The following is a 25704-nucleotide window of genomic DNA, read 5'->3' on the forward strand; positions in this document are numbered from 1 at the left end:
TCAGTACACGTCCCGGGCATAGCGGCCCTGTTGCAAAAGCTCGCCCAGCCACGCCTTGGCCTGTTCCGGCGATTGACCGCCATGAGCGATCGCCACGTCGATCAAGGCAGCGTGCACATCTTTCGCCATGTGATTCGAGTCGCCACAGACATAAAGGTGCGCGCCGCCCTGTAGCCACGCGTACAGCTCGCGCCCCTGCTCGCGCAGGCGCTGCTGCACGTAGATCTTGGACGCGCCGTCGCGCGAAAACGCCAGATCGAGTCGGTGCAGCGAACCATTGCGCAAGGCCGCCTGCCATTCCAGCTGGTAGAGGAATTCGCTGGTGAAATGACGATTGCCGAAGAACAGCCAGTTGCGTCCCCGCGCGCCCGTCTCGCGGCGCTCCTGCACGAAGGCGCGGAACGGTGCCACGCCAGTGCCGGGGCCGATCATGATCACGTCGCGCGTATCATCCTGCGGCAAGCGGAAGCGTTCGTTCGCTTCGATATAGATGGGCAGTCGGCGTTCGTCGCTGGCGGCGGCGATGAATGAAGAGGCGGCGCCCCAGTGCCGCTCACCGTGGGCGAGATAGTCAACCGTGGCCACGGTGAGATGAACTTCGTCGCCGACGACCTTCTGGCTGGAGGCGATCGAGTACAGCCGTGGCGTCAACGGACGCAGCGCGGCGACCAGCTCCTCGGCCGACCACGCGCCCGGATGACGCCGCCACAGGTCGATCGGCTGATGCTCGGTGAGCAGCGTCGACAAGGCGCGCGACTGATCCGGCCGCAGCAATTGCGCCAAACCCTCGTCACCGCTGACATCGGCCAGTGCGGCGATGAGGGGACGACTGAGTCGCGTCAATTCGCGCTCGTTCGTCAGCCACTGGCGTAACGGCAGACTGCGCCCGCCGTGGTTCGCCAGCTGATCGCCATCCATCTGCAGCAACGACAGCCATTGCTGGACCAGGGCAGGTGGATTCTGCGGCCACACACCCACGGCGTCGCCGGGCTGATAGCTGAGGCCGGATCCTTCCAGTGACAATTCGAGGTGCCGAACATCGCGCGCAGCATCACGCGCGACGATGGCCTGGTTGTCGAGTACCGGCGCCGCAAAGGGACGTTCGCGCGAATGAATGGCCCGGCTAGGCACGGGTTGCAGGGTCGCCACGCGCGCCAGCGGCGGCTGGGCTCCCAGGACCTTCTTTGCCTGCTCGAGCGCATGATCGGCCCAGGGACCTGCGACCGCCTCGATATCCACATCGGCCTCGCCCAAGGGCGCAAAGCGCGAAGCGCCAAGCTCGGCCAGGCGCTCATCGAGCTGGCGACCAATGGCGCAGAACTGAGGATAGCTGGAGTCGCCCAGACCCAGCACGGCGTAGCGCAGACCGGGCAGCTTGGGCGCACGCTTGCCCAGCACGTATTCGACCAGGCCCCGTGCATCGTCCGGCGGCTCGGCATCGCCCTGGGTGCTGATCACGACGACGAGGTGCTTTTCCTTCGCCAGGTCGCGCTGGGAATAGGCATCGGCCCGCACCAGCCGTACTGGCAGGCCTGCGGCTTCGGCCCGCTCGCCGAGCTGGGTGGCGATGCGCTTGGCCTGGCCGGTCTGGCTGCCGTAGATGATGGTCAGCGCATCGTTGAGCGCCTTCGCCGGCTGCGCCTGGATGCCCGGCAAGCCGCGTAGCACCTGCTCCGCCCGGGCAGCACTCCAGGCAGCAACCCAATAGAGCTCCGCCGGGCTAAGCCCTTCCACGAGTCGCTCCAGCGCCAACAGTCTTGCGCTGTCCATGGATGCCGGACGGATTTCTGTCGCAACGACCGCGTTCACATCGACTTCCTTTGGACGTCCATACTTCTGGCCACCCAAAGTAGTCATCACTTCATGTCATGTGAAAGGACGTGTTGGCATATCCATATGTCCACGTGCTTATTTCCAATAAGGAGTGGGCGTCCCCTACACTGGCTTTCTTCACCCTCTGCCATAGCCCATGCCTACGGATTTTCTTACGTACGCCGTCATCGGCGCGCTCGCCCAGCTCGTCGACGGTGCATTAGGCATGGCCTACGGCGTCACTTCGGCGGCCTTGTTGTTGACCCTGGGCGTACCGCCGGCGCTGGCCAGCGCCAGCGTGCACTATGCGGAAGCCTTCACCTGCGGCGCCTCCGGAGCCAGCCACCTGCTCGCCGGCAATGTGTTGCGTCGGCTGTTCTGGGCCCTGGTGATTCCGGGAGCGATCGGCGCCACCATTGGCGTCTACGTGGTGAGCCATGTGCCGCCCGCCTGGATGAAGCTGGTGCTGACGCCTTATCTGATCGGCATGGGCCTATTCCTGCTGTTTCGCCCGATCCGGGGCCAACGCCTGCATGACGAAACGCCCCGGGTCACCCGCCCCCTGGGCCTGCTCGCCGGCTTTGCCGACGCGGTCGCCGGCGGCGGCTGGAGCGCGCTTAGCGTCCCCACCCTGGTGGCTCGCGGGGTCAGGCCGCGCATGGTGATCGGTACCGTGCACCTGGCCAAATGCGTGGTCAGCGCCGTGGCCAGCGTCAGTTTCTTCATGCAAGTCGGACTGCCCCATGGCAGCTCGGTGCTCGGCCTGATCGCCGGCGGCGTCGTGGCCGCACCCATGAGTGCCTTGCTGGCGCGCAGGATGCCACCTCGCGCGGCCACCGTGCTGGCCGCTCTCGCCGTCCTGGCCATTGGTCTTAATAACGTGGCACGAAGCTTCCTGCCCCACTGATCGCGATCAACGAGGCCGCGCGCGTCATTCGCTTAGAATAGGCGAATGAGCACATCACGCCCCCTCCCCATCGAAGTCCGCGGCAGCGCCAAGCAGCCGCTGGGCATGAGTCCCACGCAGTTCCTGCGCGATTACTGGCAGAAGCGCCCGCTGCTGATCCGCCAGGCGTTTCCCGATTTCGAGTCGCCGATCGAAGCGGACGACCTGGCCGGGCTCGCCTGCGAGGAATCGGCCCTGTCGCGCCTGATCGTGCATGACGAAAAGCGTGATCGCTGGCAGGTGAAGACCGGTCCGCTCAGCGAGGCCGACTTCGCCAAGACGCCGGACAGCAACTGGACCCTGCTGGTACAGGATGTGGACAAGTGGGATGCGGATGTCGCCGTCCTGCTGCAGAGCTTCAGCTTCCTGCCCAGCTGGCGCATGGACGACATCATGATTTCGTACGCCGAGCCCGGCGGCGGCGTGGGCCCGCACGTGGATCAGTACGACGTGTTCCTGCTGCAGGGCATCGGCCAGCGCCATTGGGCCGTCAACACCGACCCGAATGCGCCGAAGGAGTTCCGCCCGGATGTGGAGCTCAAGCAGCTCCAGCATTTCGAGCCTACCCACGAATGGCTGCTGGAGCCGGGCGACATGCTCTATCTGCCGCCCGGCGTACCCCACGACGGCATCGCCTTCGGCGGCCCCTGCATGACCATCTCGGTTGGCATGCGCGCACCGTCGCAGGCCGAACTCACGGGCGATCTGGCGGATTACCTGGCCGAGCGCCTGCCCGACGAACTTCGCTACAGCGACGCCGACCTCGCCCCGGCCAAGGCCGCCGGAGAGATCGATCGCGCCGCCATCGCCCGCCTGAAATCGTCGCTGCCGTTTGCGGCAGCGCTGGACGAACCCACGCTGACCGATTGGTTCGGTCGCTTCATCACGCGCTATCGCAACGCCCAGGTGCCGGTGCCGCCCGAAAAGGCGGTGACGGAAGCGGCCCTGCTCAAGCAACTCGACGGCGGTGCGCAGCTGCTGCGCCATCCCTGGGCGCGCATGGCCTGGGCACGCGGTAAAGCGGCCGCCACGCTGTTCGTCAACGGCCATGCCTACCCGGCGCCGATGGAACTGGCCGAGCGTCTGTGCCGCGAACGCGAGCTGAGTCCCGGCAAGAAGATCCCCGCCGCCGAGCGCACCCTGCTGCTTGCACTGGTCAACGATGGCCACCTGGTCCCCCGCAAATCACGCCGCCGATGAAGCTATGAAGCTGCAGGACTTCCACGTCGAAAGCGCCGACTGGGCTCGTCCTAACGAGTGCGAGGCCTTGCGCGACATTCGACTGGAAGTCTTTGTGGCGGAGCACGGCGTGCCGGAGGCTCTGGAATGGGACGAGTTGGACACCGTCTCGCTGCATCTGCTGGCCCGCGATGGCCGAGGTGAGGCGATCGGTTGCGCCCGGCTCACGCCGCAGGGCAAGATCGGCCGGGTGGCGGTGCGCCAGCCCTGGCGCAACCAGGGTGTCGGCGCGGCGCTGGTACGCGAACTGGTCGCGCGGGCCAGAACCCAGGGCCAGACCCAGGTGGCCCTGGATGCCCAGGTCGCCGCCATCGCCTTCTACGAGCGCGAAGGCTTCGTGACTCATGGCGCTACGTTCGAGGACGCCGGGATCATGCACCAGGCCATGCGCCTTGATCTCGCGCGGGCGGAAACCACCAGCAGCCTTACCGCGGCTGCCGATACGCTACCCACCGGCAGCCGTGGCGACCTCGCCGCCAGCCGCCTGCGCTTGCTGAGCGAGGCCAGTCATCGCCTCTCCATCTATCAACCCAGGCTGACCGAAGACGTCTATGCCAGCACCCAGGAGCTGGCCGAGTTTCGGCGTATCGCCACCTCTGGCCGCGGCGCGCAGATCCGCATCCTGCTGCACGACGCGGCTGCCGCGTTGCGCGACAGCCACCGCCTGATCGCTCTGGCCCAGCGCCTGCCCAGCGTGATGTTGGTGCGTACGCCGGTCGAGGACCTCGACCTGGCCTACGCCTCGTCGTATCTGCTCACGGACCGGGGCGGCTACCTGTTCCAGCCCGACGCCCAGCGTGCGGCCGGGCGCGCGGCCGCGGCCGACCGCGCGTCTCAGGCACCGCTGCTGCAGCACTTCAATGAAGTCTGGGAGCGTTCAGCGCGCGCCAGCGCGCTCCATCCGCTCGATCTCTAGCGCTGGCTGAACGACACCACGTAAAGTGGTGCAGGCATTTCCATCACCTCAAAGTGCCGCGAGCCTGTGAAAAACAGAGGTCTACGGCGATGGTCGGTACCCCGGGACTCGAAATATGGTTCGCCAACCCCACTTTGGGTGGGTGCGTCGGGTTGCCGCGCCGCAGCAGCACAAGGCTATAATTAACAGGATTTTTCCCAGCCATCCGGCCAACCCCGGCACGGACGGCTGCAAGCTTCCCTTCCTCACCGGTGGTGACGTGAGCATTAATCTGATCCGCGAGTTCCTCGAATCCTCCCAGCTCGCCGGCGGTAACGCCGAATATGTCGAACAACTCTATGAATCCTGGTTGGCAGACCCGTCTTCGGTCTCCGCCGACTGGAGCAAATATTTCGAATCCTTCAAAGGCCGCGAGTCCGGGGACGTGCCCCGCTCTGCGGCCATTGCGCGTATAGAAGCCGCACAAAAGCAACGCCGCACGGCCGTCGCCGCTGCCGCTGGCCCGGTCGACGACGCCCACGCGCGCAAACAGGCTGGCGTGCTGCGCATCCTCACCGCCTACCGCTCGCGCGGCCACCTGGCTGCCAACCTCGATCCGCTCGGCCTGGCTGAAAAGCTCCCCGCGCCGGACCTGGAGTTGTCGTTCCACGGCCTGAGCGACGCCGACCTGGACACCGAGTTCGACTGCGGCAACTTTGCCGGCGGTGGCCAGCGCATGAAGTTGCGCGATCTGATCGCCCGACTGAAGAAGGTGTACACCAACACCCTCGGCGCCGAGTTCATGTACATCAGCAACCATGAGCAGCGTAACTGGATCTACTCCCGCCTCGAGCAGGCCAATGGCAGCGCCGGCCTGGACAAGGCAGGCAAGCAGCGCGTGCTGGCCGGGCTGACCGCCGCCGAGGGCCTGGAGCGCTACCTGCATACCAAGTATGTCGGCCAGAAGCGCTTCTCGCTGGAAGGCGGCGATAGCCTGATCCCGATGGTGGACGACATGGTCCGCGCCGCGGGCGACAACGGCATCAAGGAAGTCGTGATCGGCATGGCCCATCGCGGCCGTCTCAACATGCTGGTGAATATTCTCGGCAAACCGCCGCGCACGCTGTTCAACGAATTCGAAGGCAAGTTCGATCATCCGGATGATCCGGCGCACTCGGGCGACGTGAAGTACCACCTGGGCTTTTCCGCCGACGTCAAGACGCCGAACGGCGCCACCCACGTGGCGCTGGCGTTCAACCCGTCGCACCTGGAAATCGTCAACCCGGTGGTCGCCGGTTCCGTGCACGCGCGCCAGACGCGCCGCCGCGATACCGAGCACAAGCAGTCGCTGGCCGTGCTGGTTCACGGTGATGCGGCGCTCGCCGGCCAGGGCGTGAACATGGAATTGTTCAACATGTCCCAGGCCCGCGGCTTCAAGATCGGCGGCAGCGTGCACCTCGTGGTGAACAACCAGGTGGGCTTTACTACGTCGAACCCGCAGGACGCCCGTTCCACCCTGTACTGCACCGACCTGGCCAAGATGGTCAATGCGCCGGTGTTCCACGTGAACGGCGACGACCCGGAAGCGGTGATCCAGGCCACCCGCCTGGCCTACGATTTCCGCAAGCAGTTCCGCAAGGACGTCGTGCTCGACCTGGTGTGCTACCGCCGCCACGGCCATAACGAAGCCGACGAACCGGCCGCCACCCAGCCGGTGATGTACCAGATCATCCGCAAGCGCCCCACCGCCCGCGACCTGTATGCGCAGCAGTTGGTGAAGGAAGGTGTGCTGGCCGACGGCGACGCGCAGAAGATGTTCGACGACTATCGCGCCCGCCTCGAAGCCGGTGAGCCGATGACCGAGCTGACCTCGGCCCTGATCAAGGACATCGAAGTCGACTGGGAAGTCTTTATCGGCGGCAAGCTGTCCACGCCGACCAACACTGGCGTGCCGAAGCAGCGCCTGATCGAGCTGGCCAACCAGTTGCTGAAGTACCCGAAGGACCTGACCCTGCAGGCGCGCGTCGCCAAGATCTACGACGACCGCGCCAAGATGGCCCGCGGCGAGCAGGCGGGTGACTGGGGTTTTGCCGAGAACCTTGCCTATGCCACGCTGATCGACGAGAACTACAACCTGCGCCTGGTCGGCCAGGACTGCGGTCGCGGCACTTTCTTCCATCGTCATGCGGTGCTGCACGACCAGAACACCGGCTATACCTACATGCCGCTGGCGAACGTGCGCGACGGTGCCGACGTGGAAATCATCGACTCGCTGCTCAGCGAAGAAGCCGTGATGGCGTTCGAGTACGGCCAGTCCACCACCGATCCCTATACGCTCAATATCTGGGAAGGCCAGTTCGGCGACTTCGCCAATGGCGCCCAGGTGGTGATCGACCAGTTCATCAGCTCCGGCGAATCCAAGTGGAACCGCCTGTGCGGTCTGGCGCTGTTCCTGCCGCACGGTTACGAAGGCGCCGGCCCCGAGCACTCCTCGGCGCGTATCGAGCGCTTCCTGCAGTTGTGCGCGCTGGACAATATGCAGGTCTGCGTACCGACCACGCCGGCCCAGGCCTTCCACATGATCCGCCGCCAGATGGTGCGCCCGGCGCGCAAGCCGCTGATCGTGATGACGCCAAAGTCGCTGCTGCGTCACAAGCTCGCCACGTCCACCCTGGATGAACTGGCCACCGGCAGCTTCCAGCTGGTGATCCCGGAGCATCGAGAGCAGGCTGCCAAGAAGGTCAAGCGTGTGGTGTTGTGCTCGGGCAAGGTCTATTACGACCTGCTTGAGGACTCCGAGAAGCGCGGCCTCACCGACGTGGCCATCGTGCGTGTGGAACAGCTGTATCCGTTCCCGCGCCCGGAAGTCACCGCCGAACTGGAAAAGTACCCAGCCGCCAAGGAAGTCATCTGGTGTCAGGAAGAACCGATGAACCAGGGCGCGTGGTTCCAGATTCGCCACCACCTGCAGGCCTGTGTCAGCAGCAAGCAGAGTCTGTCCTATGCGGGACGCTCACGCTCGCCGGCTCCGGCCGCTGGCCACCTCAATACCCACGTCGCCGAGCAGGCAGCACTTGTCGAGCAGGCGCTGGTCGCACCGATCGGCACTGACCACGCGGCCGAATAAGAGACCCCAAGGATTCCCAATGTCTATCGAAGTCAAAGTTCCTGTTCTGCCCGAGTCCGTCTCCGACGCCACCATCGCTACCTGGCACAAGAAAGCCGGTGATGCGGTGAAGCGCGACGAGAACCTGGTCGACCTCGAGACCGATAAGGTGGTGCTGGAAGTGCCCGCCCCGGTCGATGGCGTGATCAAGGAACTGAAGTTCCAGATCGGCGACACCGTGACCAGCCAGCAGGTCATCGCGGTGATCGAGGAAGGCGCCGTCGCCGCTGCTGCTCCGGCCGCTGCTGCTGCCGCTCCGGCTCCAGCCGCTGCCCCCGCTGCCGCTCCGCAGGCCGCCAAGGGCGCCGAGGATTTGTCCCCGGCCGGCCTGCGCGTTGCCACCGAACAGCACATCGACCCGTCCAAGGTGGCCGGCACCGGCCGCGATGGCCGCGTGACCAAGGAAGACCTGGTCAACTACGGCAAGGGTGGCGCGCCTGCCGCTGCCGCACCGGCGGCGCCGGCTGCCAAGCCGACCCCGGGCGCCCGTCCGGAAGAGCGCGTGCCGATGACGCGCATGCGTGCTCGCATCGCCGAGCGTTTGATGCAGTCGAAGAACTCCATCGCCATGCTGACCTCGTTCAACGAGGTGAACCTGGCCGAAGTGGTCAAGATGCGCAAGACGCTGGGCGAGTCGTTCGAAAAGGCCAACGGCGTGAAGCTGGGCTTCATGAGCTTCTTCGTGAAGGCCGCCGCCGAGGCGCTGAAGCGCCATCCGGCGGTCAACGCCTCGGTCGATGGCAACGACGTCATCTATCACGGCTACCAGGACATCTCGATCGCCGTGTCGACCGACAAGGGTCTGGTCACGCCGGTGCTGCGCGACGTGCAGGACATGGGCTTCGCCGATATCGAGAAGGGCATCCTCGATTACGCCAAGAAGGCGCGTGACGGCAAGCTCGGTCTCGACGACCTGCAGGGCGGCACCTTCACCATCACCAACGGTGGCACCTTCGGTTCGCTGCTCTCCACGCCGATCGTCAACCCGCCGCAGAGCGCCATCCTGGGCATGCACGCCATCAAGGAGCGCGCCATCGTCGAGAACGGCCAGGTGATCGCCGCGCCGATGATGTACATCGCGCTGAGCTATGACCATCGCATCATCGACGGCAAGGACGCGGTGCTGTTCCTGGTCGATATCAAGAACCAGCTTGAGAATCCGCAGCGCATGCTGCTCGGTATTTGAGCGCCCCGCTCAAATACCAAATAGGTAACGAAGCTCTGGCGGCGAGGCGTGGTGCTCACTCCACACTCGCCGCACTCCTCCCCCGCTTCATCCTGATGCGCCCATTGAGCGCGTCACGCAGCTAGGAAACAACATGAGCGAGAAATTCGACGTCATCGTCATCGGCGCAGGTCCTGCCGGCTATGTGGCCGCGATCCGCGCTGCGCAGCTGGGCCTGAAGACCGCCTGCGTGGACGCCTTTGTGGGTAAGGACGGCAAGCAGGCCCTCGGCGGCACCTGCCTCAACGTGGGCTGCATCCCGTCCAAGGCGCTGCTCGATTCGTCCAAGCAGTTCTACAACATCGCCCACAACCTGCCGGTGCACGGCATTACCGTGGACGGCGCCAAGGTCGACATGGCGACCTTCATCGGCCGCAAGGACAAGATCGTCAAGCAGTTCACCGGCGGCATCGGTCAGCTGTTCAAGGCCAACAAGGTCACGCCGTTCTTCGGCACCGGCAAGCTGCTCAAGGGCAACGACGTCGAGATCACCGGCAACGACGGCTCCAAGCAGACCATCAACGCCACCAACGTGATCCTGGCCACCGGTTCGGTGCCGATCGAGCTGCCGTTCGCCAAGTTCGACAACAAGATGATCGTCGACAACGCCGGCGCACTGGACTTCACCGAGGTGCCGAAGCGCCTGGGCGTGATCGGTGCGGGCGTGATCGGCCTGGAGTTGGGCAGCGTGTGGAAGCGCCTGGGTGCGGATGTGACCGTGCTCGAAGCGCTGCCGGATTTCCTCAGCGTCGCCGACGCCGACATCGCCAAGGTTGCCGCCAAGGAATTCGCCAAGCAGGGCTTGACCATCAAGCTCAGCGCGAAGCTGACCAAGGCCGAGATCAAGAAGAATGAGGTCGCCCTCACCTATGAGGACAAGGACGGCGCGCACGAATTGGTGGTCGACAAGCTGCTGGTCGCCGTGGGCCGCCGCGCCTACACCGACGGCCTGCTGGCTGCCGACACCGGCGTGAAGCTGGACGAGCGTGGCCGCATCGTGGTCGACGAGCACAACCACACCGGCGTGAATGGCGTGTGGGCCATCGGTGACGCCGTGCGCGGCCCCATGCTGGCGCACAAGGGTTCCGAGGAAGGCGTGGCCGTGGCTGAGTGGATCGCCGGCAAGGCGGGTCACGTCAACCTCGACACGGTGCCGTGGGTCATCTACACCGAGCCGGAAATCGCCTGGGCAGGCAAGACGGAAGCCCAGCTCAAGGCCGACGGCGTGCCATACAAGATCGGCACCTTCCCGTTCGCCGCCATCGGCCGCGCCGTAGCGATGAACGAGGCGATCGGCATGGTGAAGATGCTGGCTCACGCCGAAACCGACCGCATCCTGGGCGTGCACATGGTGGGTCCGGGCGTGTCCGAGCTGATCGCCGAGTGCGTGGTGGCGATGGAGTTCAAGGGCTCGTCGGAAGATCTGGCCCGCATCGTCCACGCGCATCCCACCCTCTCGGAAGCCGTGCACGAGGCCGCCCTTTCGGTCGACAAGCGCGCCATCCACAAGGGCAACTAAGGGCTTCATCCCGTGCCGGCCGAGTATGGCCTGTGTCACGGGATCCACGGCCCGCTCGTGGCGACATGAGCGGGCCGTTTGCTTTTGTGGCATATACATAACCAACACCCACCAGCGTCATTCCGGCTCGCGCCGCAAAGACGGACTTTTCCCGCCCCGCGTACCCGATTCCCCATGCCCCAACCCACCGCCCTTTGCGTCTACTGCGGCTCCAGCAGCGGCAACCATCCCGAATACGTCGAACAGGCCCGTGCTTTCGGCACCGAGATGGCCCGGCGCGGCATTGCGCTGGTCTATGGTGGCGGCAAAGTCGGTTTGATGGGCACCGTGGCCGATGCGGTACTGGCGGGCGGCGGCAAGGTGATCGGCGTCATTCCGCGCCAGCTGGTCGAACTCGAGGTGGCCCATGGCGGGCTTACCGAGATCGTCGTCGTCGACACCATGCACCAGCGCAAGACACGCATGTACGAACTATCCGACGCCTTCGTGGCCCTGCCCGGCGGCTTCGGCACCATGGACGAAATGTTCGAGATGCTGACCTGGGCGCAGCTGGGACTGCATCGCTATCCCTGCGCCTTCCTCGACGTGCGTGGCTACTACGGTCAGCTCCGCGCGATGATGGACCACATGGTGGCTGAGCGCTTCGTGCGTCCCGAACAGCGCGAAAGTGTATGGTTCGGTCAGGACATGCGGCAGCTGTTCGACTGGATGGAAGTCTACGAGGGCAATCACACGCCCAAATGGATCGACCGTAGCAGCGTCAAGGCCTGAGCGGCCCGACGACTACTTCGACAGGATTGACCATGAGCACACCTAACGCATTCCGCGCTTTCCGCATCCACAACGACGACGCGGGTTACCGCGGCGGCATCGAAACGATCAACGCTGACGCCCTCTCGGCGGGCGAAGTGCTGGTCCAGGTGGCGTACTCCTCAGTCAACTTCAAGGACGCCCTGGCCGGCACCGGCAAGGGCAAGATCCTTCGCCAGTACCCGCTCAATGGCGGTATCGACGTGGCGGGCCACGTGGTCGCATCGAGCGATCCGGCCTTCAAGGAAGGCGACGCCGTGTTGTGCACCGGCAGCGGTCTTTCGGAAACGCGCGACGGTGGCTACGGCGAATACATTCGCCTCCCCTCGGCCTGGACGATTCCCCTCCCGAAAGGCCTCAGCCTGCGCGAAAGCATGATCATCGGTACGGCCGGCTTTACGGCTGCCCTGTCCTTGCTGCGCATGCAGGACAACCGGCAGACGCCGGCGATGGGACCGCTTGCCGTCACCGGCGCCACCGGTGGCGTAGGCATGCTCGCGATCGACATCTTTACGCGCGCCGGCTACGCCGTGCATGCGATCAGCGGCAAGGCAGCGCATTTCGATTTCCTGCGTGACCTGGGCGCGGCCGAGTGTATCGACCGGCACCAGCTCGCCTTCAGCGGCAAGCCGATGGACTCCGTGCGCTTCGGCGGTGCGCTGGACAACGTGGGCGGCAGCATGCTGGCCGGCCTGCTTCCGCTCATTGCTCCCTACGGCAATGTCGCCATCTGCGGCAACGCCGGCGGCCTCGGCCTCGAAACCACCGTGATGCCCTTCATCATTCGCGGCGCCAGCCTGCTCGGCATCGCTTCCGCGGGCACGGCACGCGACATTCGCGATCGCGTCTGGGAGCATTTAGCCAGCGACTGGAAACCGCAGCATCTTGAGCGCATCGCCACTCGCGAAGTGTCGCTTGAGCAGCTCCCGGACGTATTCGCACGCATGCTTGCAGGCGAGTCCTTTGGGCGTACTCTGGTACACATTGGCCAAGCCAGCTGACCATCGCGCTTGGAAGCTCCACGACAGCGTCTTAGAATCCACCGAAACAACAAGGGGAATATCACCTTATGGCACGCATCCTGATCGTCGACGATTCGCCGTCGCAGTTGCTGGGCATCAAGCGCATCGTCGAGAAGCTCGGGCACGAGGCTCTTACCGCCGAGGACGGCGCTGCGGGTGTGGAAGCGGCCAAGCGTGAGCGTCCCGATCTGATCCTGATGGATGTAGTCATGCCAAACCTCAATGGTTTCCAGGCCACCCGCACGATCAGCAAGGACCCGGAGACCTCACATATCCCGGTCGTGCTGATTACCACCAAGGACCAGGAGACCGACAAGGTATGGGGACTACGCCAGGGTGCGAAAGCCTACGTGACCAAGCCGATCAAGGAAGAAGAACTGGTGTCCACGCTCAAGGAGCTTTTGCCCGCCTGACGGACGACAGCCCCAAAAAAAAGAACGGCGCCGTTGGCGCCGTTTTTTTGCCTTGCGAACGGGTCAATGCCGCGGATCGTAATCGGGAAATTGACCGCGCAAGGATTCATAGGCCTCACGCTGAGCGTCGGTATCCGCCAACGGCACGCGGATCGACAGCTCGACCAGCTGGTCGCCCGGATGCGCACCCGGCAGACCACGCCCCTTGAGGCGCAGCTTGCGCCCCGACTGGGAGCCCGCCGGGATGCGCAAGTCCACCGTGCCGGCCAGCGTCGGCACCGGCACCGTGGCGCCGAGGGCAGCCTCCCACGGCGCAATGGGAAGCACATGCAATACATTGCGGCCATCGAGACGGAAGCGTGCGTCGTCCCGAATCCCGACCTCCAGCAACAAGTCGCCATTGGGCGCGCCACCCATGCCGGCATGCCCCTGGCCGGCCAGGCGGATCACCTGCCCCGGCTGGATGCCGGCAGGAATCTTCACTTCGAGCACGCGCTCGCCGCCGCTGGAGTCCTGCAAGGCCAGCCGCGTACGTCCACCATCGAAGGCGGTCTGCAGGTCAATCTGCACGTGTGCATGCACGTCGCCACCCCGGCGCGCACGCGGCGCGCCTGCGCGCGGACCGGCGCCGCCACGTCCGAACAGGCTCTCGAAGAAATCGCTGAAGTCGCCACCGCCGTCGCCGCCGAAGTCGAAGCCGTGATTCTGTCCCCAACCCGGCGGCGGCCGAAACTGCTCGCCACCGCGGTAGCCGCCAGCGCGTAACTCGTCATACGCGCGACGCTTTTCCGTATCGCGGAGTACTTCGTTCGCTTCGTTGATGGCCTTGAATTTGTCCTCGGCCCCGGCGTCCTTGTTCTTATCCGGATGGTATTTGCGCGCCAGCTTGCGGTAGGCACCCTTGATCTCGGCCTCCGTCGCTTCCGGCTTGACGCCAAGAATGTCGTAATAATCTTTGAATTCCACTGCCACTCCCCGACGCAAACCTGCTCACTCGGACGCGCGGGAAATCATCGTTCCCCGCGAAAGCGCCCGCAAGGCAAGCTCCGCCCGATCCAATAACGCTCATGCGTAGCGACGTCTCGCCACCCTCTGTATGGCCAAATGGGTGCGAAAACCGCGTGATTCAAGGCGACAAGCCACCCCGGCTGGCGCTAGCATCCGGTTCCCCCTTCCTTCGCCACAGGTCCAGCCATGAGCATCCAAGTGGGCGATTTGCTGCCCGATGTCGAGATCCGCGCTATCGGCGCCACGATCGAACAAACCCAGACGGGCACCCTGTTTGCAGGGCGAAAAGTGGTGATGTTTGCCGTGCCCGGCGCGTTCACGCCTACCTGCTCCAATCGCCACCTGCCTGGCTATGTGCAGCATTTCGCCGAGTTCCAGGCCCGTGGGGTCGAGGTGATGTGCCTGGCCGTCAACGATGCCTACGTGATGCAGGCATGGGCTACCTCGCAACAGGTACCGCACGAGCTGCTGATGCTCGCCGACGGCAACGGGGGCTTCACCCAAGCGCTCGGCCTGCAGCTGGATGGCAGCGCCTACGGCATGGGGCTGCGCGCCAAGCGTTTCGCCCTGTACGCCGAAAACGGCGTGGTGAAAGTGCTGCAGGTCGAAGCACCTGGCGAGTTCCGCGTGTCGACGGCCGAGGCGATGCTCGAAGCCATCGGCTGATCACCGCACGAGGTCGCGCGCCACGCGAACAAAAAACCCCGGCCAGGCCGGGGTTTTTCGTTTCATGACAGCTGCGGATTATTCGGCGCTGTCGGGCATATCGGCAGCGGGTTCAGCCGCTCCCTCTTCCCCTTCGCCGTTCTCCACTTCCGCATCGAGACGCACCACGCTGACCAGCGATTCGTCCGTTGGCAGGCGGATCAAAGTGACGCCCTGGGTGTTGCGGCTCAGCTGCGAGATTTCCGCCACACGCGTACGTACGAGCGTGCCCTGGTCGGAAATCAACATCAACTCGTGCGCTTCGGTCACCTGCGTGGCAGCCACTAGGGCACCGTTGCGCTCCGAGCACTGGATGCCAATCACACCCTGCGTGCCACGACCCTTCTTCGGGAACTCGTCCAGCGTGGTGCGCTTGCCGTAGCCGCGCTGCGTCGCGGTGAGGATGTCACCCTCGGCGGCCACGATCAGCGAAACCACGTTTGCGTCTTTAGCCAGCTTCATGCCGCGCACGCCGGTGGCGGTACGGCCCATGGAGCGCACTTCCGACTCGTCAAAACGCACGGTCTTGCCGTTGGACGCAAACAGCAGCACATCGCTGTTGCCATCGGTGAGTTCCACGCCGATCAGCGCATCGCCTTCGTCCAGATTGATCGCGATCTTGCCCTTCTGCAGCTGGAACGCGAATTCCGTGAGCGGCGTCTTCTTCACCGTGCCCTGCCTGGTAGCGAAGAACACGAAGCGATCTTCGGTGTATTCGCGTACCGGCAACACGGCCTGCACCTTCTCGCCTTCGACCAGCGGCAGCAGGTTCACCATCGGCTTACCGCGCGCGTTCGGACCGGATTCCGGCATCTGGTAGACCTTGAGCCAGTACACGCGACCGATGCTGGTAAAGGCCAGCAAGGTGTCATGCGTATTGACCACCCACAGCTGCTCGACGAAATCCTCGTCCTTCAGTGCGGAGGCCGAACGTCCCTTGCCACCGCGACGCTGTGCGCGATACGTACTGGCCGGCTGGCGCTTCACGTAACCCGTGTGCGACAGCGTGACGACCACGTCTTCCGGCGCGATCAGGTCGAGCACATTGAGATCTTCCTGCGAATGCTGGATCTCGGTGCGACGCTCATCGCCAAACTCGTCCTTGATCACCTGCAGCTCGTCGCGGATCACCGCGAGCAGACGCGCGGGATCTTCGAGGATCTCGATCAAGCCACGAATGGTCTCGAGGATCTGGCGGTATTCGTCGGAAAGCTTGTCCTGCTCCAAACCCGTGAGGCGATGCAGGCGCATGGCCAGGATTTCCTGGGCCTGCACTTCGGACAACTGATAACCATCGCTCTTGAGGCCGTCGCGCGGGTCCATGTCTTCCGGACGCGAGGCTTCGGCGCCGGCGGCACCCAACAGCGCACCCACCATGCCGGGCTGCCACTTGCGCGCCAGCATGCGCTCGCGTGCTTCCTGCGGCGAGGCGGAATTGCGGATCAGCTCGATCATCTCCTCGATGTTGGCGAGCGCGACGGTGAGACCTTCCAGGATATGCGCACGCGCACGCGCCTTGCGCAGATCGAAGATGGTCCGGCGCGTCACCACTTCGCGACGATGACGGATAAACGCCTCAAGAATTTCCTTGAGGTTGAGGAGACGCGGCTGGCCGTCCAACAGGGCGACCATGTTGATGCCGAAGGTCACCTGCAGCTGGGTCTGCTGGAACAGGTTGTTCAGCACGACGTCGCCCATGGAATCGCGACGGATTTCGATGACCACGCGCATGCCGTCCTTGTCGGACTCATCGCGCAGCTCGCTGATGCCCTCGAGCTTCTTTTCCTTGACCAGCTCGGCGATCTTCTCGATCAGGCGAGCCTTGTTCACCTGGTACGGCAGCTCGTGGACGATGATCGTCTCGCGTCCGTTCGACTCAGTCTCGATCTCCGCCCGCGCACGCACCAGGATGCGGCCGCGGCCGGTGCGATATGCCTCGATGATGCCGGAGGAACCGTTGATGATGCCCGCGGTGGGGAAGTCCGGACCCGGGATGTACTGCATCAGGTCTTCGATCGACAAGGTCGGATCGTCGATCAGGCCAATCGTGGCAGCAACCACTTCGGTGAGGTTGTGCGGCGGCACATTGGTCGCCATGCCCACCGCGATACCGGCCGAACCATTGATCAGCAGGGTCGGTACGCGCGTGGGCAGCACCAGCGGCTCGTGCTCGCTTTCGTCGTAGTTGGGTCCGAAGTCGACGGTGTCCTTGTCGATGTCGGCCAGCAGCTCCTGCGTAAGGCGCGACATGCGCACTTCGGTGTATCGCATCGCCGCGGCGTTGTCGCCGTCGACCGAACCGAAGTTACCCTGGCCATCGACCAGCATGTAGCGCAACGAAAATGGCTGCGCCATGCGCACGATCGCGTCGTAGACCGAAGCGTCGCCGTGCGGGTGGTATTTACCGATCACGTCACCGACCACGCGGGCCGATTTCTTGTACGCCTTGTTCCAGGCATTGCCCAGTTCACTCATGGCGAACAGGACGCGGCGGTGGACCGGCTTGAGACCATCGCGTACATCAGGGAGGGCGCGTCCCACGATCACGCTCATGGCGTAATCGAGATAACTCTGACGCATCTCGTCTTCGATATTGACGCGAATGACTTCTTTGGCGAGTTCTGCCATTCAATCGGCTTCCGTGATGATGAGAAAGGTCGCCCTGCACTCGCCTCATGCGAGTGCGTCAGCGACCTTGGAGGCAACCTCAGAAGTGTAACACGTTTGTCGTCAGATTCACAGTATTTTCACATTACAAATCAATGACTTACGTCGGCGTCTTGGCATCCTTGAAAAGCATGCCGCGGGCTGTCGCGAAATTGACCAGCGCGGCGGTCGCCGAACTCGCCGCCACGGCCAGCGACGGCCAGCGGACCAGCGGCGGATAGGCCAACAGAATCGCCGCGTAGGCGCCGTAATTGACGACCGCGCCCACGCTCATCAGGGCAATCCAATGCAGCCATTCCGCATGCAGGGAGCGCCCGCTGCTGCGTTGCGCGAACGTGTAACGACGGTTCCACAACCAGGTGGCGGTAGCCGCCGCAAGGAACGAAAGAATACGCGCGAGGTAGGGATTCCAGTGCGCGAAACTCACCAGAGCCTGCACGCCACCGGCATCGACCACCAAGCCGATCACGCCGCCCACCGTGAACATCAAAACCTGGCGACGCAGACTCATCGACCGAACAGCGCCTGCATGGCCAGCGTGTTCGGCCGCTCAATCACGCCGCGCTCGGTGACGATGGCATCGATCAGATCCGCTGGCGTCACGTCGAATACGGGATTCCACGCTTCGGCACCATCGACCACGGTACGGCGCCCGGCCACGGACAGGAGCTCGGCCGCGTCACGCAGCTCGATCTCGATGCCTTCGCCCGACGCGGTGGCCATGTCCACGGTGGAGGACGGTGCGACCACCATGAACTTCACGCCGTGGTGGCGTGCGGCAATGGCCAGCTGATAGGTGCCGATCTTGTTGGCGGTGTCGCCGTTGGCGGCGATGCGATCGGCGCCCACGATCACCCACTGCACCGCACCGGAACGCATCAGATGCGAGGCGGCGGAATCGGCGATCAGCTTGGCCGGAATCCCGTCGCGCACCAATTCCCACATGGTCAGACGCGCGCCTTGCTGCCAGGGGCGCGTCTCGCCCGCGAAAACCTGCTCGATACGGCCGTCCGCCACGCCCGCACGAATCACCCCCAGTGCCGTACCGTAACCGGCCGTGGCCAGCGAGCCGGTATTGCAATGCGTAAGTACGCCCGAATGCGGTGCGATCAGCCCTGCACCCAATTCACCCATATGGCGATTGGCGGCAAGATCCTCGTCCTGGATGGCCTGCGCCTCGCGCTCGAGCGCGGCGGCATCGGCACCGGCGACGATGCGCGCCTTCATGCGATCCAGCGCCCACATCAGGTTCACCGCGGTGGGACGTGCTGCGCGCAGCATCGACAACGCCGCATCGAGCGACTCGCCCTGTTTGGCCGCAAGCACCACGCCCCAGGCGGCGGCGATACCAATCGCGGGGGCGCCGCGGACGGCCAAATCCTTGATCGCCTGAGTCACCTGCGCAGCGCTGGCGCAGTCGATCCAACGCTCTTCCTGCGGCAACAAGCGCTGGTCCAGCAGGCGCAAAAGATCGCCTTGCCACTGGACGGCGCGGATGCGGTCGTAACGGTCGTAATCCATGTGTCGTGCTACTCGATGAAAAGCAAAGTCGCATAAACCGGAAGCGGCAGCGAAACCGCCGCCATAGCTCAGGGCGCCTCAGGCATGACCATCCAAAGAATCAGGTAGATCAGCACACCCGAGCCACCCATCAGGGTGAGCAGGATCCAGCCAAGACGCACCAGGGTGGGATCCCAACCAAAGTGTTCGGCGATACCGCCGCAGATGCCGGCCAGCTTCCTGTCGTTGCGGGAACGGTAGAGTCGCTTGTCCATGGCGGCCAGCTCCTGAAAGAATCTCAGTTTCGCGTACTGAGCCATTGATGGATAGCCGGCGGCACTTCGCGCTGCGCGCGCCCGGATACGTAGATACCGATGTGGCCGCCCTTGAAAGCGAGCTGGGTGTAATCGGTGGTACCTACATGGCGGCCGAGCGCACGCGACGCATCCGGCGGCACCAGGTGATCCTGTTCGGCGAAAATATTCAGCACCGGCTGCGTGATCATGCCCAGGTCCACCGGCTTGCCGCCAATCGTCACCTCGCCCTTGATCAGCTTGTTCTGCTGATAGAACTCCTTGATGAATTCGCGGAACGCCTCACCCGCCTGATCGGGCGAATCGAAAATCCAGCGCTCCATGCGCAGGAAATTCACCAGCTCTTTCGGGTTGTCCAGCACGTCGACCAAGCCGATGTACTTCTGCTGATTCAGACGTACCGGCTTGAGCGTGAGATAGACCCAGTTGAGCAAGGCGGCGGGAATATTGCCCATGGTGTCGACGAACTGGTCCACATCGACCTCGCGCGACCAGTGCGACAGCATGTTGTCCGGCGTCTGGAAATCCACCGGCGTCACCATGGTGATCAGGTTTTTGACCTTCACCGGTTGGATCGCCGCATAGCAAAGCGAGAATGTGCCGCCCTGGCAGATACCGAGCAGGTTCACGGCGCCGACGGCAGCGTGCTTGCGCACGGCATCCACGCAACGATCGAGATAACCGTTGATGTAGTCGTCCAGACCCAGCCAGCGATCAGCAGCGTCGGGATAACCCCAGTCGAGCAGATAGATGTCCTCACCTTGTTCGAGCAGGTTGCGCACCAGCGAACGGTCCGCTTGCAGATCGGTCATCCACACCGTATTGACCAAGGCATAGACGATCAGCGTCGGGGTCTTTGCGGTGGGCTTGCCCTGCCCCTTCATATGCCAGACCGTGAGCTTGTCCTCGCGGTACACCGCCTCACGCGGCGTGTTGGCGTATTCGGGCTCCAGCTGATGGGCAAGATTGCCCAAACCAGCACTCAGCTTGCGCTGGAAGGCTGAAATTTCACCCAGCAATGCAGCCGGGTCGAGACGTACGGGAGGAAACATGGACACTCCTTACTTGCGCGTGCGCGTGGCACCGCGCACGACGGACTTGCGAGCGGCTACCGCCGCGGCTGGCTTTGGCTTGGCGCGACGGATCGTCTCTTTGTCCGAGGTGCGCTTGCTGCTACGTGCAGCGGTTTTCTTTGCGACGGACTTCTTGGCGACGACTTTTGCCGCCGCCGGTGTATCGGACAGCTTGCGCTTCAGCGCCGCAACCTCGGCGCGCAAACCGGAGACTTCATCGGATGCGTTGGCGACCGATGCCGCGCGCAGTTCGCGGCGCATCTCCTGCAGCCGCTTGCCCAGGGCCGTGACCTCACTGCGGGTAGGCATGCCGAGCTCGCGGCAAACGGCTTCGAGCTGTTCTTGCTGAAGCTGCCGTACGCGACTCTGCGCATTGACCATCGCCCCGTAAACATGGCGAAATTCATCGGACAGCGCGATCTGGGCATAGGCTTCTTCGGCGCCATCGACCCACAAATCATAGAGCGCCTTGAGCGAATCGATCTGCTGCGTCGAAGTGGTGAGGTCCGCCAACTTGACCTTCAGACGCTCGAAACCTTCCGCATTGGCGCGCTGAATCAACGCCTGGTATTTGCCCGCCGATTCGAGGTACTCGCGCATCGCCGCAGCCAGCGCCTGCTGCTGGAGCTGGCGCTCGCGCGTGTAGCCGAAAGCGGCCATATGCTCGACGTCGAAAGAGAAGCCGCCGGCGGCCGACGGCTGCGCCTGCAGCCAGGACTGCCAGAACTGGGAAAAGCTGCGGGCCGCCTCGTTATCGATACCCGCAAAGGCATGCGCAAACGGTTGGCCGCCCAGGCTGGCGAACAGATGCTGTAACGGTTGCTGCCAGTCGCCGGAGCCCTGCCCCAGGCCACTGCCGACGGCGCCCTGCAGCCATTCGCCGTAGCCCTTCAGGGCAGCCATGCTACGGGCCAGTACATCTTCGCCAGCACCGGCATGCGGCATCGCTGAAGCGTGCGCAAAAGGCGTTGCCGAGGTCACGTGCTGTTGCAGGTGACGGGTCCAGGCGTCCCAGGATTGCTGCGCAAACGCCTGGTAATCCTTCAACAAATCATTCGCCTGGTCGGCCATACCCACATCCTCATGACACTGGCTGCATCGTAGCAAAAGCACGTGACAGCGAACGCAAAAACGGCATTAGGGAAGGTCTGAATAAGGCGTCATCCCGGCGACTCTCAACAGCCGAAGGGCGGGTCACGCCGGGACCCGGTGCCTTTTACCAGGCGCGGAAGGCGCTGGATTCCAGCTTGACCAGCCCTTCGGCTGTTGAGAGCCGCTGGAATGACGAAGAGGAGTCCCCGAAGGTCCCCGAAAAAGGCCACCCTTCCATCCGAAATTTCATGCGCCCCAGAAAGCAAAAGCCCGGCAGATGCCGGGCTTTTGCAGTGTCACACCTTGCGGCGGACTTAGGCGTTGGCGCCCTCGTCCTCGGCCACGGCCTTCATGGACAGGCGGATACGGCCCTGCTTGTCCACTTCCAGCACCTTGACCTTGACGATATCGCCTTCCTTCAGCTTGTCGGAGACCTTCTCCACGCGCTCGCTGGAAATCTGCGAGACGTGAACCAGACCGTCCTTGCCCGGCATGATGGTGACGAACGCACCAAAGTCCATCAGCTTGGCGACCTTGCCCTCGTAGATGCGGCCCGGCTCGACGTCGGACACGATCTGCTCGATGCGCGCCTTGGCGGCGTTGGCAGCCTCACGATTGACCGAAGCGATGACCACGGTGCCGTCATCGGTGATGTCGATGGTGGTGCCGGTCTCTTCGGTGATCGAGCGGATGGTGGCGCCGCCCTTGCCGATGACTTCGCGGATCTTGTCCGGATGGATCTTGATGGTGAGCAGGCGCGGGGCGTACTCGCTCATCTCCGAACGGGCGGTGGTGATGACCTTGGCCATCTCGCCGAGGATATGCAGACGACCCTGCTTGGCCTGGGCCAGCGCGGCACGCATGATCTCTTCGGTGATACCGTCGATCTTGATGTCCATCTGCAGCGCGGAGATGCCGTCAGCGCTACCGGCCACCTTGAAGTCCATATCACCCAGGTGATCTTCATCACCCAGGATGTCGGACAGCACGACGAAGTCGTTGCCTTCCTTGACCAGACCCATGGCGATACCGGCCACCGGCGACTTCAGCGGCACGCCCGCATCCATCATGGCCAGCGAGGAACCGCACACCGACGCCATCGACGAGGAACCGTTCGACTCGGTGATCTCGGAGACCACGCGGATCACGTACGGGAATTCCTCGATCGTCGGCTTCACCGCCTGCACGCCGCGCTTGGCGAGACGGCCGTGGCCGATTTCGCGACGCTTCGGCGCGCCGAAGCGGCCAGCTTCACCTACCGAGAACGGAGGGAAGTTGTAATGGAACAGGAAGGCATCCTTCGACTCGCCTTCCGGCGCGTCGATGATCTGCGCATCGCGGGTGGTGCCCAGCGTGGTCACGACCAGCGCCTGCGTTTCACCGCGGGTGAACAGCGCCGAACCGTGGGTACGCGGCAACACGCCGACGCGCACGCTGATCGGGCGGACATCGTCCAGGTTACGGCCGTCGATGCGCACCTTGGTCTTCAGCACACTGTCGCGCATGGTGTGGTATTCGAGCTCGGCGAATTCCTTCGCCAGGTCGGCAACCGCCCAAGCCTTCTGCTCGGCCTCACCCTTGAGCGACGCCAGTACATCGGACTTGATCGCGGAGATCGCATCGCGGCGCTGCAGCTTGTCGCGCACCTGGAAAGCCTCTTCCAGCTTGCTGCCGACGGCGCCCTTGAGCGCAGCAATCAGCGCTTCGTCACGGGCCGGCGGCTGCCAGTCCCACGACGGCTTGGCCGCCTCGGTGGCGAGTTCGGCGATCGCGCGGATCGCGGTCTGCATCTGCTGGTGACCGAACACCACCGCGCCGAGCATGACGTCCTCGGACAGCAGCTTGGCTTCGGATTCCACCATCAGCACGGCATTGGAGGTACCGGCGACGACCAGATCCAGCGCCGAGGTCTTCAGCTCGGTGGCGGTCGGGTTCAGCAGGTACTTGCCATCGGCGTAACCGACGCGGGCAGCAGCGATCGGGCCCTTGAACGGGATACCGGCGAGGCTCAGCGCAGCGGAAGCACCCAGCATCGCCAGGACGTCGCCGTCGATCTCGGGATTCAACGAGACGACCTGTGCGATGACCTGCACTTCGTTCTTGAACTCTTCCGGGAACAGCGGACGCACCGGACGATCGATCAGACGCGAGGTGAGCGTCTCCTTCTCGGTCGGACGGCCTTCGCGCTTGAAGAAGCCACCCGGGATACGACCGGCGGAGTAGAACTTCTCGACGTAGTCAACGGTGAGGGGGAAGAAATCCTGCCCCTCTTTCGCCTTGGTTGCAGCTACCACAGTGACGAGCACCACGGTGCCGCCCATGCTGACCATAACGGCACCGGAAGCTTGGCGGGCGATTTCGCCCGTCTCCAGTGTGACTTCGTGATTACCGTACTGGAATGACTTGGTTACTTTCGCCACGGGCTTATCCTGATGTGTAAAGTGCGGCCAGGTATGGCCGCTTTTTGACTCTCGCGTTGATGGACCAACGCAAAGTTACCTACGCAGGCCGAGGCGCTCGATCAGGGTCTGATAGCGAGCCAGGTCGCGATCCTTCAGGTACGAAAGCAGGCTCTTGCGGCGGTTTACCAACTGCAGCAGGCCGCGGCGGGAATGGTGATCCTGCTTGTGCTCTTTGAAATGACCGGTGAGGTGGTCAATACGGGCCGACAGCAGGGCTACCTGGACTTCCGGCGAGCCGGTGTCGTTCGGCACGCGGCCGAAATCAGCAATGATCTTGCTGGTCTGTTCAACGGTGAGGGACATGAGTATCTCTTCCTTAAAAGCGGATGCGAAGCTTGCGCAACGTCACGGGATGACGTTGCGCAAGCTTCGCCTTGATGAATGAAAAGTCTTAAACAAGCTCCGTATTGTAGCGACCGGAGCCCTATGACAACAAGACCGTCATGGTTGCCTGGTATTTGCAGCCACCGACGGGAGATTGAAACCACGCACAATTCGCAGCTTTCCGGCCACGGCCTCGCCCAGCGCCTGCAAGCGCCCATCGTCCGCGTAGACCGCCAGCTGCCCCGTCATCGACGGGTCCAACGGAATCTGCTGCCCCTGTGAGACGGCCACCGTGAGATCGGCGTCCAGATGGAGCACGGGCAGCCCAGCCAGACCGGCTGAAACCGGCAGCAACAAGGGCAACAAGACCTCATCGCCCTGCGCCGCGGCAGCCTGCAGCTGTTCCAGCGTGACCATGGCTGGCTCCCTGAACGGCTCCACCCACAGGCGGCGCAAGGCCACCAGATGAGCGCCGCAGCCAAGATCCTCGCCCAGATCCACGGCCAAGCTGCGCACGTAGGTGCCCGAGCCGCACTCCACGTACAAGGTCAGGCTGTTTTCGGTACGGGACACCAGATCAAGTCGATAGACATCGACCTTGCGTGACGGGATATCCACCGCCTCGCCTCGACGCGCCTTGACATAAAGCCGTTCGCCATCCTGCTTGATGGCCGAATAAGCCGGGGGCACCTGGGTGATGCGTCCACGCAATTTGGCCAAGGCCTGCTCGATGGCCTCGTCGGTCAACGCCGGTACCGGCCGCTCGAGGACGATCTCGCCCTCAAGATCCGCCGTGGCCGTCGTCACGCCCAAACGGCATTCGGCCAGATACGCCTTGCGCGAGCCAAGCAGCATGCCGGCGAGCTTGGTCGCCTCGCCGAAGCACAGCGGCAACAAGCCGCTCGCCAGCGGATCGAGCGCGCCCGTATGGCCACCCTTTTCCGCCCGAAAAATACCTCTGCGCACAGCCTGCAGCGCCTGGTTGGAGCTCAGGCCGAGCGGCTTGTCCAGCAGCACGATGCCGTGCAGCTCACGGAAACGTATGCCTTCTGTTTTTCGTCCTCGGCTCATTCGTCCTCGGCACTTTCCTTGCCCGTGCCGCTAGCGCGCTCGCTTTCCTGCCGCAGCAGGCTTTCGATGCGCTCGCCCTTGTCGACCGAGTCGTCGTACTTGAAGCGCAGCTCCGGCACCCGACGCAGGCGCATGCTGCGTGACAGTTCGCGACGGAATTCGATGGCCAGCTCCTTGAGCGCCTTCATGGCCTCGGCGGAACGCTCCGGCTGCAGGGCGGTGACCCACACCGTGGCCCAGTCGAGATCACGAGTGACCTCCACGTCCGACACGCTGACCGAAGGCAGGCCATGGTCGCGCACGGCGGCATGGACCAGCAGGGCCAGTTCGCGGCGCAGCTCGGCACCGACGCGGTCGGTACGCTTGAAATCGCGTGAAGGCATGACGCCTCTCCTCTAAAGCAAGAACCAGCCGGCGCGGCCAGTCCTGAAACAAAGCGAG

Annotated in this window: 22 protein-coding genes; 10 read left to right on the top strand and 12 right to left on the bottom strand. The window is 63.9% G+C overall.

What is annotated here, in order from left to right:
- Complete coding sequence (locus ACT01B_RS13755) at positions 1 to 1770, bottom strand: assimilatory sulfite reductase (NADPH) flavoprotein subunit (protein WP_445147486.1); 1770 nt, start codon at positions 1768 to 1770, stop codon at positions 1 to 3.
- A gap of 199 nt (positions 1771 to 1969) precedes the next feature.
- On the opposite strand from ACT01B_RS13755, the gene ACT01B_RS13760 reads away from it, so the two are divergent.
- From ACT01B_RS13760 to pilH, 9 genes are all read left to right on the top strand, one after another.
- Complete coding sequence (locus ACT01B_RS13760; protein ID WP_445143813.1) at positions 1970 to 2719, top strand: sulfite exporter TauE/SafE family protein; 750 nt, start codon at positions 1970 to 1972, stop codon at positions 2717 to 2719.
- 45 nt (positions 2720 to 2764) lie between these two features.
- Entirely contained in the window at positions 2765 to 3958 is a 1194-nt protein-coding gene (locus tag ACT01B_RS13765; RefSeq protein WP_445143814.1) for a JmjC domain-containing protein, read from the top strand.
- 4 nt (positions 3959 to 3962) lie between these two features.
- Entirely contained in the window at positions 3963 to 4913 is a 951-nt protein-coding gene (locus ACT01B_RS13770) for a GNAT family N-acetyltransferase (protein WP_445143815.1), read from the top strand.
- Positions 4914 to 5172: 259 nt separating this feature from the next.
- Positions 5173 to 8019, top strand: coding sequence for a 2-oxoglutarate dehydrogenase E1 component (locus ACT01B_RS13775; protein WP_445147487.1), 2847 nt, complete (start codon positions 5173 to 5175; stop codon positions 8017 to 8019).
- A gap of 19 nt (positions 8020 to 8038) precedes the next feature.
- The gene (odhB, locus tag ACT01B_RS13780; protein ID WP_445143816.1) at positions 8039 to 9244 is read left to right on the top strand and encodes a 2-oxoglutarate dehydrogenase complex dihydrolipoyllysine-residue succinyltransferase; all 1206 of its coding nucleotides are present in this window, start codon (positions 8039 to 8041) and stop codon (positions 9242 to 9244) included.
- 133 nt (positions 9245 to 9377) lie between these two features.
- Entirely contained in the window at positions 9378 to 10802 is a 1425-nt protein-coding gene (gene lpdA, locus ACT01B_RS13785) for a dihydrolipoyl dehydrogenase (RefSeq protein ID WP_445143817.1), read from the top strand.
- A gap of 174 nt (positions 10803 to 10976) precedes the next feature.
- Positions 10977 to 11573: an LOG family protein gene (locus tag ACT01B_RS13790; protein WP_445143818.1), complete on the top strand. Its 597-nt coding sequence runs from the start codon at positions 10977 to 10979 to the stop codon at positions 11571 to 11573.
- 32 nt (positions 11574 to 11605) lie between these two features.
- Complete coding sequence (locus ACT01B_RS13795; protein ID WP_445143819.1) at positions 11606 to 12613, top strand: YhdH/YhfP family quinone oxidoreductase; 1008 nt, start codon at positions 11606 to 11608, stop codon at positions 12611 to 12613.
- Between the two features lie 68 nt (positions 12614 to 12681).
- Positions 12682 to 13047, top strand: a complete 366-nt coding sequence (gene pilH / locus ACT01B_RS13800) for a twitching motility response regulator PilH (protein WP_445143820.1) — start codon at positions 12682 to 12684, stop codon at positions 13045 to 13047.
- Between the two features lie 63 nt (positions 13048 to 13110).
- Here the strand turns inward: pilH and ACT01B_RS13805 are convergent, their stop codons facing one another.
- A complete protein-coding gene (locus ACT01B_RS13805) occupies positions 13111 to 14013 on the bottom strand; it encodes a DnaJ C-terminal domain-containing protein (protein ID WP_445143821.1) in 903 nt (300 codons plus the stop codon).
- Between the two features lie 228 nt (positions 14014 to 14241).
- Between ACT01B_RS13805 and ACT01B_RS13810 the strand changes: the two genes are divergently transcribed.
- Complete coding sequence (locus ACT01B_RS13810; RefSeq protein ID WP_445143822.1) at positions 14242 to 14721, top strand: peroxiredoxin; 480 nt, start codon at positions 14242 to 14244, stop codon at positions 14719 to 14721.
- Between the two features lie 78 nt (positions 14722 to 14799).
- Here the strand turns inward: ACT01B_RS13810 and gyrA are convergent, their stop codons facing one another.
- The 10 genes from gyrA to rbfA all read right to left on the bottom strand — a co-directional run bounded on the left by gyrA (position 14800) and on the right by rbfA (position 25646).
- A complete protein-coding gene (gene gyrA, locus ACT01B_RS13815; protein WP_445143823.1) occupies positions 14800 to 17388 on the bottom strand; it encodes a DNA gyrase subunit A in 2589 nt (862 codons plus the stop codon).
- Positions 17389 to 17527: 139 nt separating this feature from the next.
- Positions 17528 to 17938, bottom strand: a complete 411-nt coding sequence (locus tag ACT01B_RS13820) for a GtrA family protein (RefSeq protein ID WP_445143824.1) — start codon at positions 17936 to 17938, stop codon at positions 17528 to 17530.
- Positions 17935 to 18948 (bottom strand): S-methyl-5-thioribose-1-phosphate isomerase, encoded by a 1014-nt coding sequence (mtnA, locus tag ACT01B_RS13825; protein WP_445143825.1) that lies wholly within the window; start codon positions 18946 to 18948, stop codon positions 17935 to 17937. The genes ACT01B_RS13820 and mtnA overlap by 4 nt, the downstream gene beginning before the upstream one ends.
- 68 nt (positions 18949 to 19016) lie before the next feature.
- Positions 19017 to 19202: a PspC domain-containing protein gene (locus tag ACT01B_RS13830; RefSeq protein WP_445143826.1), complete on the bottom strand. Its 186-nt coding sequence runs from the start codon at positions 19200 to 19202 to the stop codon at positions 19017 to 19019.
- A 23-nt stretch (positions 19203 to 19225) separates the two neighbouring features.
- Positions 19226 to 20293, bottom strand: coding sequence for a class III poly(R)-hydroxyalkanoic acid synthase subunit PhaC (gene phaC, locus ACT01B_RS13835; protein ID WP_445143827.1), 1068 nt, complete (start codon positions 20291 to 20293; stop codon positions 19226 to 19228).
- A gap of 9 nt (positions 20294 to 20302) precedes the next feature.
- The gene (locus ACT01B_RS13840) at positions 20303 to 21385 is read right to left on the bottom strand and encodes a poly(R)-hydroxyalkanoic acid synthase subunit PhaE (RefSeq protein ID WP_445143828.1); all 1083 of its coding nucleotides are present in this window, start codon (positions 21383 to 21385) and stop codon (positions 20303 to 20305) included.
- Positions 21386 to 21720: 335 nt separating this feature from the next.
- A complete protein-coding gene (gene pnp, locus ACT01B_RS13845; protein WP_445143829.1) occupies positions 21721 to 23826 on the bottom strand; it encodes a polyribonucleotide nucleotidyltransferase in 2106 nt (701 codons plus the stop codon).
- Positions 23827 to 23901: 75 nt separating this feature from the next.
- Positions 23902 to 24171 carry a 30S ribosomal protein S15 gene (gene rpsO / locus ACT01B_RS13850; protein WP_266151271.1) on the bottom strand — a complete coding sequence of 90 codons (270 nt, stop codon included), beginning with the start codon at positions 24169 to 24171 and terminating at the stop codon, positions 23902 to 23904.
- Positions 24172 to 24309: 138 nt separating this feature from the next.
- A complete protein-coding gene (truB, locus tag ACT01B_RS13855) occupies positions 24310 to 25263 on the bottom strand; it encodes a tRNA pseudouridine(55) synthase TruB (protein WP_445143830.1) in 954 nt (317 codons plus the stop codon).
- On the bottom strand, positions 25260 to 25646 hold the full coding sequence (rbfA, locus tag ACT01B_RS13860) for a 30S ribosome-binding factor RbfA (protein ID WP_445143831.1): 387 nt from the start codon (positions 25644 to 25646) through the stop codon (positions 25260 to 25262). Before rbfA ends, truB begins: the two co-directional genes overlap by 4 nt.
- Between the last annotated feature and the right edge of the window lie 58 nt (positions 25647 to 25704).

This window comes from Dyella sp. Tek66A03 (assembly GCF_052567735.1).